The sequence below is a fragment of the Picosynechococcus sp. PCC 7117 genome (genome assembly GCF_001693275.1).
In the GTDB taxonomy this organism is placed as follows: domain Bacteria; phylum Cyanobacteriota; class Cyanobacteriia; order Cyanobacteriales; family MRBY01; genus MRBY01.
The window spans coordinates 426,964-439,611 of record NZ_CP016477.1 but is presented as its reverse complement, the minus strand read 5'-3'; the positions used below and the strand labels follow the sequence as shown (position 1 = coordinate 439,611).

At 49.5% G+C, this 12,648-nt stretch carries 11 protein-coding genes and 1 pseudogene; 9 read left to right on the top strand and 3 right to left on the bottom strand.

Annotated elements, in window-relative coordinates; genetic code table 11:
- Window positions 1-1,194: a glycosyltransferase gene (locus tag AWQ22_RS16285; protein ID WP_071925375.1), complete on the bottom strand. Its 1,194-nt coding sequence runs from the start codon at window positions 1,192-1,194 to the stop codon at window positions 1-3.
- Window positions 1,195-1,413: 219 nt separating this feature from the next.
- On the opposite strand from AWQ22_RS16285, the gene AWQ22_RS02090 reads away from it, so the two are divergent.
- From AWQ22_RS02090 to AWQ22_RS02050, 9 genes and pseudogenes are all read left to right on the top strand, one after another.
- A complete protein-coding gene (locus AWQ22_RS02090; protein WP_315862434.1) occupies window positions 1,414-2,670 on the top strand; it encodes a folylpolyglutamate synthase/dihydrofolate synthase family protein in 1,257 nt (418 codons plus the stop codon).
- Window positions 2,654-3,043, top strand: a complete 390-nt coding sequence (locus tag AWQ22_RS02085) for a hypothetical protein (RefSeq protein WP_065710025.1) — start codon at window positions 2,654-2,656, stop codon at window positions 3,041-3,043. The genes AWQ22_RS02090 and AWQ22_RS02085 overlap by 17 nt, the downstream gene beginning before the upstream one ends.
- Before the next feature lie 6 nt (window positions 3,044-3,049).
- Complete coding sequence (locus tag AWQ22_RS02080) at window positions 3,050-4,000, top strand: ADP-ribosylglycohydrolase family protein (protein WP_065710024.1); 951 nt, start codon at window positions 3,050-3,052, stop codon at window positions 3,998-4,000.
- Window positions 4,001-4,219: 219 nt separating this feature from the next.
- Entirely contained in the window at window positions 4,220-5,536 is a 1,317-nt protein-coding gene (urtA, locus tag AWQ22_RS02075; protein ID WP_012306032.1) for an urea ABC transporter substrate-binding protein, read from the top strand.
- 99 nt (window positions 5,537-5,635) lie between these two features.
- Window positions 5,636-6,814, top strand: coding sequence for an urea ABC transporter permease subunit UrtB (locus AWQ22_RS02070; RefSeq protein WP_065710023.1), 1,179 nt, complete (start codon window positions 5,636-5,638; stop codon window positions 6,812-6,814).
- Window positions 6,815-6,850: 36 nt separating this feature from the next.
- The gene (gene urtC, locus AWQ22_RS02065) at window positions 6,851-8,020 is read left to right on the top strand and encodes an urea ABC transporter permease subunit UrtC (RefSeq protein WP_041443328.1); all 1,170 of its coding nucleotides are present in this window, start codon (window positions 6,851-6,853) and stop codon (window positions 8,018-8,020) included.
- A gap of 9 nt (window positions 8,021-8,029) precedes the next feature.
- Window positions 8,030-8,764: pseudogene (gene urtD, locus AWQ22_RS17345) on the top strand (urea ABC transporter ATP-binding protein UrtD); the annotation flags it as partial.
- A gap of 471 nt (window positions 8,765-9,235) precedes the next feature.
- Entirely contained in the window at window positions 9,236-10,102 is an 867-nt protein-coding gene (gene larE, locus AWQ22_RS02055) for an ATP-dependent sacrificial sulfur transferase LarE (protein WP_065710021.1), read from the top strand.
- Between the two features lie 20 nt (window positions 10,103-10,122).
- The gene (locus AWQ22_RS02050) at window positions 10,123-11,760 is read left to right on the top strand and encodes an ABC transporter substrate-binding protein (protein ID WP_065710020.1); all 1,638 of its coding nucleotides are present in this window, start codon (window positions 10,123-10,125) and stop codon (window positions 11,758-11,760) included.
- Between the two features lie 34 nt (window positions 11,761-11,794).
- On the opposite strand, the gene AWQ22_RS02045 is transcribed toward AWQ22_RS02050, so the two are convergent.
- Both AWQ22_RS02045 and rpsN read right to left on the bottom strand, forming a co-directional pair.
- Window positions 11,795-12,043: a hypothetical protein gene (locus tag AWQ22_RS02045; RefSeq protein WP_062432061.1), complete on the bottom strand. Its 249-nt coding sequence runs from the start codon at window positions 12,041-12,043 to the stop codon at window positions 11,795-11,797.
- Between the two features lie 225 nt (window positions 12,044-12,268).
- Window positions 12,269-12,571 (bottom strand): 30S ribosomal protein S14, encoded by a 303-nt coding sequence (rpsN, locus tag AWQ22_RS02040; RefSeq protein WP_012306025.1) that lies wholly within the window; start codon window positions 12,569-12,571, stop codon window positions 12,269-12,271.
- Window positions 12,572-12,648: the final 77 nt, after the last annotated feature.

The window sequence follows — 12,648 nt, the reverse complement described above, 5'->3', positions numbered from 1 at the left end:
TCAATTTTCTTTACAATAATAGTCTTTAACTATTCTTTGATAAATTTCTACCAAAAAGCTTATATTGTTGTCAACAAAGTAGATCTCATCTAAGTTGTTTAGAATATTTTTTTTGAGATCAATCCAGTCTTTTCTATCATTTTCAATAGACAACAATGCTCGTTTCAAAGCTTTTTCATCACCTGCTGGATAAGTTAAACCCGTAATTCCATTTTGGATTGCATAGCTCACGGAGCCGATATTTGAACCAATCACTGGCAAAGACTGACTATAAGCTTCCAAAATTGTTAAAGGAAAACCTTCATACCAAATAGACGGAAAAATTAAGGCGATCGCCCCTTGCATATATTGAATAACTTCTTCCCGCGTTCTTTGTCCTAAATATTGGATTTTATGATTATCAGAGGCATATTGTTCCACTACTGACTGTAAACTACCACTGCCGACGATATATAAAGGATATTCAGATTTTAAATTTTGATATGCATTTAATAAATTTAGAATTCCTTTTTCTGTTTCTAGTCTGCCAACAAAAAGATAATATTTTCCAAAGTCAATAGTTTCAAGCCACTTGGTCTCGCCTTGAAGAAAATTGGGTTTTAAATAAATTTTTTCCGCAGGAATCCCCATCTCAACAAGCTTATTTCTAACGAATGGACTTACCGCAATATAGGCAGTTATAGTTTCTGTCCAAGTTCTCAATAAACGGTGAACTTGTAACATCAATGCAACTGTTGCGGTCTGCAATCTTGAATCTCGATAACATTTATAGTAAACACTAAACAATAAAGATTTATTCAGGCATATCTCACAGGTACTATTATTCCGAAAAAAAGTTCCTTTAGGGCAACTCAAACGGTAGTTTTGAATAGTAATAACCGTTGGAATTGTTCTCTTTTTAGCTGCATAAAAAATAGATGGCGAAAGCAATGGCAGAGTATTATGGACATGAATAATATCTGGTTTAAAATCATCGATGATAGCTAAAAGCTCCCTGTAAGATTTGCTAGACCATATTGTACTAAGCGCTAATCTTATGGCATCTAAAAAATTACCTACGTTGATGTCTTTATTGTCCTTCGTCCAGACTTGAATGGAATGATTGCTTTGTTGTAATAAAGCAACTTCTTGATCAAAAGTAGAGTCTTCTCCTGCTCTATTACGATATCTATTATGAATAACTAAAATTTTCACTTGGCTTTTTGGTCAGAAAATTACAGCTTAAAGTATTTTTTCACATTCCTCCCAAACAGCCAGGCATCGACTAGGGCTTGTCAGTCGGTCTCTGTGAGATCGAACCAGTAGCGGAGTTCCGTAAAACAGCATTAACCCAGATTTTGGAAATTTCCCATACGTTAATCCATTATAGTCTGGGGATATTGTCCCAAATTTTTGATATTCACCATGAGCCAAGTGGCGATCGCCAATCTCCTTGAAACCTTTGAACGGTTTGGCATTAACCTCGGTTTAACGCGCATTACCCAACTATTGGCGAACCTTGGTCATCCAGAGCGCCAAGTACCGATTCTCCATGTGGCAGGCACGAACGGGAAAGGGTCGGTCTGTGCCTATTTGTCTTCCATTTTGGCGGCGGCAGGCTATCGGGTCGGGCGGTTTACGTCGCCCCATTTGGTGGACTGGACAGAACGGATTTGTTTGAATAATCAGCCGATTCCGTCCGAGCGGTTATTGACGGTTTTGGAACAGGTGAAAGCGGCCATTGATCCCAACCAAGAAACACCGACCCAATTTGAGGTGATTACGGCGGCGGGATTTTTGTATTTCGCCCAGGAACAGGTAGATATTGCCGTGATTGAGGTGGGGTTGGGGGGACGCTTGGACTCGACGAATGTTTGCGATCGCCCCCTCGTTTCTGTCATTACCTCCATCGGCATGGATCACTGGCAGCGCTTAGGTAACAGCTTAGATAAAATTGCCGGGGAGAAAGCGGGCATTTTAAAACAAGATTGTCCGGCGGTGATTGGGGAAGTGCCGGAGATCGCGGCGAAAGTGATTCGTGAAAAAATTAGTGAGTTAAATTGTCCTGCCACCTGGATTCAACCCGCCCAAGCCATTCATCCCCCTTCAGGAGGAGAACAGAGGAGGATAGCGAAATACGGTGATTTTGAATATTTTTTGCCGCTTTTAGGGGATATTCAACTGCATAATTCAGCGATCGCCATTGAAACTATTTATGCGTTGCGCAAACAAGGTTGGCAAATTTCCGATCAACAATTGCGCGATGGCCTTGCGAAAACTCGCTGGGCGGGCCGCATTGAATGGCACCAGTGGCAGGGGCAAAAAATCCTCATTGATGGCGCTCATAATGGTGTGGCGGCGGCGGAATTACGCAAATATGTAGACACCCTCCCCCAACCCGTCACTTGGGTCATGGGAATGCTCTCCACCAAGGATCACCAAAATGTCCTTCAAGCCCTCCTACGAGACGGGGATCACCTGCATCTCCTACCAGTGGGGGGCCATAGAAGCGCTGATCCCCAAGCCCTAGCAATGTTGGCCCAGGTGATTTGTCCGGCCCTCGCATCCTGTCAAACCCATGAAACCTTACCCGAAGCCCTTGATCAGGCGATCGCCTCCCCCCACACTAGGGTGTTATGTGGTTCGTTATATCTTTTGGGAGAATTTCTAAGTTATGCAGCCAAAATTTAAAACCCGTAAAGCTTGGAATCAGGCCGAAATGTTGCTCCAACCAGCCTTTATTCGGGTCGTCGATAATTTCCGCGCCCAGCTCGAAGATTCCCCCTGGACTGGTGAGTACGAAGATATCCAAGATCCCTACCCTGGCTATATTTTACGCCTGAAAAAAGACACCATCGAAACGACAGTCAATATCTGGGATCTCTGTTATCAGATTTGTTTTGTCGCCTATCCCACCGGAGCCCTCGTGGAAAATGGCTGCGCCGTGGAAATAGATGAAACCCTGTTCGAGGCGTCCGGGGCCGTGGATTGGCAAAAACTGGAAGCGAAAACCCAACAGTTGATCCACAATATGTTTGAGCAATTTGATCACTTAGGAGGGTAATCGTTGATGGTCACGCAAGCGCAGATTCACGGGGGATTATTGGGGCTTTGTGTGGGGGATGCCCTGGGCGTGCCTGTGGAATTTTCTGAGCGCCGCACCCGACAGCGGGATCCTGTGACAACGATGCGGGGCTATGGCACCTACAATCAACCCCCTGGCACTTGGTCGGATGATAGTTCCCTCACTTTTTGTCTGGCCGAGGCGATCGCCGAAGTGGGTCTAGGCGAAGAGCTCCCCGAACATCTGGGCCGCAAGATGGGTCTCTGGCTCAAGGAAGCTTACTGGACACCCCACGGCGAAACCTTTGATGTGGGCAACACGACTGCCGCCGCAATTCACCAAATTTTAGCGGGTATCAATCCCCTGGAAGCAGGTGGGATCGGGGAGCGGAGTAATGGCAACGGCTCCTTGATGCGTATTTTGCCCCTCGCCTTTTGTGGTGAGCGACTGCCCTATGCCGATCTCTTGGATCTCGTACACAACATTTCCTACCTGACCCACCGTCATCCCCGTTCACTCATTGCCTGCGGCATTTATATTTCCATTGCCTTGGAACTGTTACACGGAAAAAGTATTGAAATTGCCTACCAGCAAGGGATACAACGGGCTGAAGAGTTTTATCGCGATTCCATCTATAAGCCGGAACTCAGCCACTATGAGCGGCTTTTGGTGGCAGATTTCGCCACACTTCCCAGGGAAACCATTGCAGCGAGCGGTTATGTCGTTCATGCCCTCGAAGCCGCCCTCTGGTGTTGTTTAAACCATGATAATTACCCGAATACGGTGCTCGCGGCGGTGAATTTAGGGGACGACACCGATACCACAGCGGCGATCGCCGGGGGGTTAGCCGGACTTTACTACGGCCTCGACAATATTCCCCCTGACTGGCTGGCGCAAATTCCCCGGCGGGATAACATTCTCCAGTTAGGCGATCGCCTCTTCAGGGCTATCCGCTGACCGAGCAGGGGCAAGCAGTCCATTTTCTTTAATGTAAAGTTAAATTAATTCTTCTCCATTAACAAACCCTTGAATCAAGCGCATCGGCACTTTGTATCAAGTGTCACATTTTTTTAGGGGCGGGACTTTTACACTGCAAAGCTTAAACACGACTTAAACTTTTAAGCTTCTTTCCTCCCACACACTATCCCAAAGCCCCTTGAGAAAATCGCATTAACCATGAGTAATCTCGGAAGACGTAAATTTATTCTCTACAGTTCCGCCGCCCTCGGTTCCAGTATTCTCCTCAAAGCCTGCGGCCAACCCACAGAAACCCCTGATACCCCCGATAGTGGCAGCACAACTTCAACCCCCAGTGGTGACACGATCAAAGTTGGCATTCTCCACTCCCTCAGTGGCACCATGGCCATTAGTGAAACCACCGTGGTCGAAGCTGAACAACTCGCCATCAAAGAAATTAATGCCGCCGGTGGCATCGATGGCAAACAAATCGAAGCCATTGTCGAAGATGGTGCCTCCGACTGGGATGTCTTCAAAGAAAAAGCCGAAAAACTCATTGACCAAGATGGTGTCGCCGTCGTCTTTGGCTGCTGGACGTCTGCCAGCCGAAAAGCGGTTAAAGATGTCTTTGAAGCAAAAGACCACATGCTGTTCTACCCTGTCCAGTACGAAGGCCAGGAATGCTCGAAGAATATCTTCTACACTGGGGCCGCCCCGAACCAACAAATCGAGCCCGCTGTGGATTGGCTCCTCGAAAATAAGGGCACAGAATTTTTCCTCGTGGGTTCTGACTATGTATTCCCCAGAACTGCGAACACCATTATCAAAGCCCAGTTAGAAGCCAAAGGTGGCACCACGGTCGGCGAAGACTATCTGCCCCTCGGTAACACTGAAGTGACGCCGATTATCACCAAAATCAAAGCAGCGCTTCCCAACGGCGGCGTGATTTTCAATAGCTTGAACGGTGACAGTAACGTTGCGTTCTTCAAACAAATTCGTGATGCGGGCCTCACCCCGGAGCAATATCCGGTCATGTCGGTGTCGATCGCCGAAGAAGAAGTCCGTCAAATTGGCCCCGAATACCTCACGGGTCACTATGCGTCTTGGAACTACTTCCAAACCGTGGAAACCCCTGAAAATGAAAAGTGGGTGGCAGACTTTAAAGCAGAGTACGGTGAAGACCGGGTGACCAATGACCCCATGGAAGCGGCCTACATCATGGTCTACATCTGGAAGCAGGCAGTAGAAGCGGCGATCGCCAATGGGGCGACCGATGCCTATGACCTCGAAGCTGTACGGAGTGCCGCCATTGGTCAAGAATTTGCGGCTCCCGAAGGCCCGGTGACGATGAATGTTAACCACCACCTCTCAAAGACCGTGCGCATCGGTCAGGTACGGGAAGACGGGATGTTCGATATCGTCTGGGAAACCGACGGCCCCATCGCCCCCCAAGCCTGGAACCAGTATGTTGAATCCACCAAAGGATTTGCCTGTGACTGGAGCGACCCCACAAAGGGTGAAAAATATGCCATCTAGGGTTTAACGCCCAGATGTTTTTCGGGAAAGCTGGGATTCCGCCCTACAGAATCCGGCTTTCTCGCGGTTTTATTGCGCGTATTGTGGTGGGTTTGCCCTGTGACAGAACTTTTAATCGGTATTTTTAACGGAGTCAGCATTGGCTCTGTGCTTTTGGTTTCGGCCTTGGGTTTGGCGATCGCCTTTGGTTTGATGGGGGTGATCAACCTGGCCCACGGCGAATTGATGATGCTGGGCGCCTACACAACCTTTGTGGTCCAAAATGTATTCCGGGGGTTCGGAGAACCTTTTTTTAATCTCTACATTATCTTTGCGATTCCCCTGGCTTTTTTTGTCGCCGCCGCAGTAGGCTTTGGCCTAGAGCGGGGCGTAATCCGCTATCTCTATGGCCGTCCCCTCGAAACCCTCTTGGCCACCTGGGGGGTTAGCCTAATTTTGCAGCAGTTTGTCCGCAGTGTGAACTGGGCGATCGCCTTCGGGGTCATTGCCTTTCTCCTTAAAGATGTGATCCGCTGGGCCGTGCTCCAAGCCTTAAATCTCGCCAAGATCCAATCTGCGACCCTAAAAACGTGGCTGGATAAATTAAATGTGGTTGCCGCCTTTGCCCTTGGTTTTGGAGTGATTTTCACGGTCAATCTGACGAAAAATGACGCCCTCACAAAGCCGTGGTTTAGTGCCCGAAATGTGGATGTGACTGCGCCCAAATGGCTCCAGGGGGGACTTTCCCTGGGTTCTGCCCAACTGCCCTACAGCCGCATTTTTATCATCGTCTTGACCCTGATCTGTCTAGGGGCGATGTACTGGTTTTTGAACAAATCCAACTGGGGTCTCCGAATCCGTGCCGTCACCCAAAACCGTGAAATGAGTTCCTGTTTGGGGATTCCTACCGCCCGCGTTGATGCTTTGACCTTCGCCCTGGGGTCTGGTTTAGCAGGCATTGCCGGGGTGGCGATCGCCCTGTTGGGTTCCGTCGGGCCAAATACCGGCCAAAACTACATCGTCGATGCCTTTATGGTGGTGGTCGTTGGTGGCGTTGGTAATTTGCTTGGTACCATTTTGGCGGCCCTCGGTTTGGGGATTATCAACTATCTCATCGGTTCTGGCACATTTGTTACCGTTTTCACCTCCCTCCAAGCCCCACAATTTCTCTTGGATTTGGCCACTTTTTTTGCCACCACCAGTATGGCGAAAGTGATGACCTTTGTGATTATTATCGGCTTCCTCCAGTTCCGGCCTGCGGGTCTCTTCCCGCCGAAAGGCAGAACCGCAGAACTATAAGCCCTTTTCCCGATAGCCCAGCCCATAAACAGCACCATGAATGTAGGTTTAACCCGACGTGACCAGCGCAAACAACAGCGCACCAAACTTCTCATTGAGGGAGCAATCATCCTTGCTCTGGTGATCATTACGATGGTCATCCTGCCCTTGATTTTGCCGGAATTTCGCCTCAAACTCGTGGGGCGTTTTCTCTCCATGGCGATCGTCGCCCTGGGGATCGACCTCATTTGGGGCTACACTGGCTTGCTTAGTCTTGGCCAAGGGATTTTCTTTGCCCTCGGTGGCTATGCCCTGGCGATGCACCTCAGTTTGCAACTGCCTGATGGTGCCATTCCCGAATTTTTTATGCTCTATGGCGTCGAAAAATTACCCCTCTTTTGGCAGCCCTTTTACTCGCTACCCCTGACTCTGCTTGCCATGGTGCTGGTGCCGGGGATCGTTGCGGGGATTTTGGGCTATCTCGTCTTTCGCAATCGCATTAAGGGGGTTTATTTTTCGATCATCACCCAGGCGGCGCTGTTGGTCTTTTTCAATTTTTTCAATGGTCAGCAAAAACTGATTAACGGCACCAACGGTCTCAAAACAGATACCGCCGTTTTCCTAGGGCAGCGAGTCGGGGATTCAGGGATTCAGTTGCTGTTTTATGAAACAACGATTGTCGCCTTGCTGTTGGTTTATCTCCTTTGTCGCTGGCTAACGAGTGGTCGCTTTGGCCGGATGTTAATCGCCATTCGGGATGATGAAACGCGGGTGCGGTTTACGGGCTACGATCCCACCTGGTTTAAGGTCGTTGTTTTTGCGATCGCCGGGGCGATCGCCGGAATTTCCGGAGCCCTTTATACGGTGCAAAGTGGGATTATCACGCCGAACTACATGGAAGTGGCCTTTTCCATTGAGATGGTGATCTCCGTGGCAGTGGGGGGCCGGGCGACCCTGATCGGCGCAATTATTGGCACGATTTTGGTCAATTTTGCCCGCATTTATTTGAGTGAAAGCTTCCCAGAAATTTGGCTGTTTTTCCAAGGGGCGCTGTTTTTAATCGTGGTGACGGTGCTTCCCGACGGCATTGTGGGCTGGGTGCGGGACGTTCTCTGGGTCAAGGTGGCCCGTCTGTTGGGGATCGGACAACCAGTGAGTTATCCGGCGATCGCCGACGATCCCGATGTGCAAAATATCCAAGAAGACCAATTAGTGACAAAGGAGTAGGGCGAGGCCATGGAAAATATCTTGGAAATTGAGAATTTGACCGTCAACTTCGATGGCTTTAAAGCCCTCAATAACCTCACCTTCCGCATGGGTAAAGGGGAGCTGCGGGTGATCATTGGCCCCAATGGTGCGGGGAAAACTACGTTTTTAGATGTAATCACCGGCAAGGTTAAACCCACCACAGGCAAAGTCAAATTTAAAGGCAAAACCATCAGCGGTCTCCCGGAACATAAAGTGGCCCGCCTCGGCATTGGTCGCAAATTTCAAACGCCTCGGGTCTACCAAAATTTAACGGTACGCGAAAACCTAGACCTCGCCTGTAATCGCCACAAAAATGTTTTACCGACTCTTTTTGGGGGAACCAAGGCCACGGAAAGAACCCAAACCCTAAGTCTTTTAGAAACCATTGGCCTTACCGAAAAAGCCGATATCCAAGCGGCCTGGTTAGCCCATGGGGAAAAACAGCGTTTAGAAATTGGTATGCTCGTGGCCCAGTCTCCGGATCTGTTGCTGGTGGACGAACCCGTGGCGGGCTTGACCGATGAGGAAACGGAAAATGTCGGTAATTTACTCCTCGCCCTCGCCGAAAGCCATTCCCTGATCGTGATTGAACATGATATGGAGTTTGTGCGCCAGATTGCGCGGCAAGTAACGGTACTGCACCAGGGTTCTGTGCTCTGTGAAGGCAACATGAATCAGGTACAGAACGACCCCAAAGTGATTGAGGTTTATCTGGGGGAAGCGCCCACCGTCACACCGGAGCAAATGAACCTGATTCGCATCGCTGCGAGTATGGCCTGGGCCGATGGCAACTTTGCCCCAGAGCAGAAACAGGTGATCCTCAGTCGCCTGAGTGAGCAATTTACCAACGACAGTCAGCACCAGGCGCAACTGCAAGGGGAACTGGAAAATTATCTGGCAAGCAATCTGCCCCTAGAGCAGTTGACAGATACCCTAACCACGGAAAACGAAAAAATTACCGCCCTAAAGCTCAGTTATGAGGTCATTCGGGCCAATGGGGTCAATGAACTAGAGAGCATTGTCTACCAGCAACTCCTGGGGCAATTGGGGCTTCCTCTGGAGATGGTGCGGGAAATCGAGGCCGAGATTGATCAAATCTATGGTGGCTAGGGAGATGGCGATCGCCTTGGGGCCAAAAGCACCAGAGCAATCTGTTAAGATCCCAGGCTAAACCTTCAGTGAACGCGGCGATCCATGGCTTGGCAAGAAAAACTCACGGCACTGCAACATTTTTTCGAGGCAACGGAACGGGCTTTAATTGCTTATTCTGGGGGCATTGACAGCACTTTGGTGGCCAAGGTAGCCCACGATGTTTTGGGCGATCACGCCGTGGCGGTGACTGCCGTTTCGCCATCCCTGTTACCCGAAGAACTCGAAGCGGCGATCGCCCAGGCGAAAACCATTGGTATTGTCCACGAACAGGTGGAAACCCACGAAATGGACAACCCTAATTACGTCAGTAATCCGGCCAACCGCTGCTATTTTTGCAAAAGCGAACTCCACGACACCCTCAAACCCCTGGCCCTAGAACGGGGCTATCCCTACGTGATTGACGGGGTCAATGCCGATGATCTCCAGGACTATCGTCCGGGGATTCAAGCGGCGAAGGAACGGGGGGCGCGATCGCCTTTGGCAGAAGTGGGGATCACCAAATTAGAAGTGCGGGAAATTTCCAAACAGTTGGGATTGCCCTGGTGGGATAAACCCGCGCAACCCTGCCTCAGTTCCCGGTTCCCTTACGGTGAACTGATCACCACCGAAAAACTCCAGCGGGTCGGTCGTTGTGAAGTTTATCTGCGGCGTTTGGGCTGGCGATCGCTGCGGGTTCGTTCCCAAGGTGACACGGCTCGCATTGAGTTGCCCCCCGAACAAATTCGCGATTTTGTCGTCCAGGTAGATCTTGATGCCCTGGTCAAAACGTTCCAAGGCTATGGGTTTCTGTACGTCACCCTAGACCTAGAGGGCTACCGCAGTGGCAAGCTGAACCAAGTCCTCGATCCCCAAACCCGGTCTAACCAACAATATTCGGGGTCAAATCCCGCTATGATCAAGTCCACCTAGTCCTGTTGTCCAAAAGCACTATGATCCATTCCCGGCAATTTTATTCCGCAGCGGCGATCGCCCTTTGTTTTGGTTCCCTCCTGGTGAGCTGTAATCCCAATCCCAACGGCACAACCCCCAGCAGCGAAACGACGACCATTAGCGCCGATGTCAATAATCGTTTGGCCCTAGGCACCACCGCCAAACCCCGCACCATCGATCCCGCCGATAGCTACGAAATTGCCGGTTTAAATATCATCTACAACGTCACCGAAAGTCTCTACACCTACGAAATCGGGACCACGGAGATCAAACCCCTCCTGGCCGCAGCTCTGCCCGCCATTAGCGACGATGGCCTCACCTATACAATTCCCCTGCGGGAAGGCGTCACTTTCCATGATGGCGAACCCTTTAACGCGGCGGCGATGAAATTTTCTTTAGATCGCTTCATGGAAAACAAAGGCAAACCTTCCTTTTTACTAGGGGACATTATCGAGAATATCGAAGCGACCGGGGAATATGAACTGACCATTACCCTCAAGCAACCCTTTGCTGCGTTTCCTGCATTATTGGCCTTTGCTGGGGCTAGTGCTGTTTCCCCTGCGGCCTACGAGATCAGCGAAGGTGCCTTTAACCCCAGTCAACTGGTGGGCACTGGCCCCTACAAGCTAACGGCCTTTACGAGTGACACCATTACCCTCGACCGCAATGACGATTACTGGGGCGAAACCGCGAAGAATGCCGGAGTTGATATCCAAATTTTTAATAGTAATGCCGCCAATTTATTTAATGCGCTCCAGACGGGGGCCGTGGATATTGCCTACCAATCCCTGGAGCCGGAACAGGTGAGTAATCTCCTCCGGGAGGCAGAAAGCGGCGAAATTCAAGCCCTAGAAGCAGAGGGGACAGCGGTGAATTTTATGGTGCTAAACCGTAACCAAGCCCCCCTCGATCAGCTCGAAGTCCGCCAGGCGATCGCCGCTCTCCTCGACCGCAACCTGATCAACGAACGGGTACTCAATGGCCAGGCTGATCCGCTCTATAGTTTGATTCCGACTTCTTTTCCAGCATCACAACCGCTATTCCAAAGCGCCTATGGTGATGCCAACATTGAACAGGCCAAAACTCTCCTTACCGAAGCGGGCTTTACCCCAGAAAATCCGGCTGTAATTCCCCTGTGGTACCCGTCTGGCTCCACCACCCGTGGCATTATCGCCACAACCCTAAGGGAGTATGCCAACCGTGAACTGGAGGGCTTGTTGCAATTTGAACCCAGCAGTGTGGAAGGGGCAACCTTTTTCCAGAATATCGCCCAGGGGATTTATCCGGCGGCTTTGGGGAACTGGTACCCGGACTTTTTAGATGCGGATAATTACATTCATCCCCTTTTGAATTGTGAGGTGGGATCGCCAGAAACGGGCTGTGAATCGGGGGGCGCCCAAAACCAAGGGTCTTTTTATTGGAATGAAGCGATGAACCAATTAATTGATGCCCAACGAACCGAAACTGACCCAACAAAACGCCTCGAAATTTTTACGCAAATCCAAGAACAAATGGTGGCAGATGTGCCCTATATCCCCATTTGGCAAGGGAAAGAATATGTTTTTGCCCAGGCTAATATTCAAGGTTTGGCCGTAAACCCGAGCCAAAGTTTACCTCTCTGGCTGGTGGAAAAGTAGCGAAAAGATCGCCAATATTATTCCCCAAAAAAGACTAAGCTTTGTTCTCCTCATCGGGGAGTTCAAGGCTTTTGCGGGTACTTTTTAGGGTTTTCCAAAGGTTTTTAATTTCTTGATAGGCTTGCTGTGATGAAATTTTGCCGTTCGTTTCTAAGTTGCAGATAAAATTTACCCGCTGGGCAAACTCCTGTAGGTTGGCATTAAAGAGGACTTTCTCCATTTTGAATTCGCCTCGGTAGCTCTCAATGGGAAATAGAAATTTTTCTTTTTCGGATTCAGACATGGCGATCGCCTTAGGTAACTCCAATGAGGTTTGAATCAATACAAAACACCAAGAGACGCCTCTAGTGTAACGAAAGAATTTCTTCAGGGGAGGTGACAATTGCTGCTTTTTTGAAAATTGCCCATCTCCCATCGCCACAAAAAAAGGTAAAGCTAAGCCTTACCTCGAAAAAAAATATAAAAATAATCGCTAAATTGTCTTAACCCTTGGGGCTGAGACCAGTCACTACCAACTGGATTTGACCACACCGGGGAGCAAGCCTTGGTGAGCCCAATCCCGGAGGACGTTGCGGCACAGACCAAAGTCGCGGTAGTAGCTGCGGGGTCTGCCAGTAATTTGGCAACGGTTGCGCATCCGGGTCGGAGAGCTGTTGCGGGGAAGATTCTGGATTTTGCGGTGGATTTCGAGTTTTTCGAGGGGATCAGCTGCGTTGTTAAAAGCTTCCTTAAGGGCAGCTCTTTTTGCGGCGTATTTTGCCACCATGCGAGCACGTTTCTTGTCGCGCTCAATCATTGATTTCTTGGCCATGAAATTTAGTCTAAAAATTCTATATAAAGACAGCATTTTCTATCATAGCTTAAATGGCCAAAATTCCTAATCCCTAA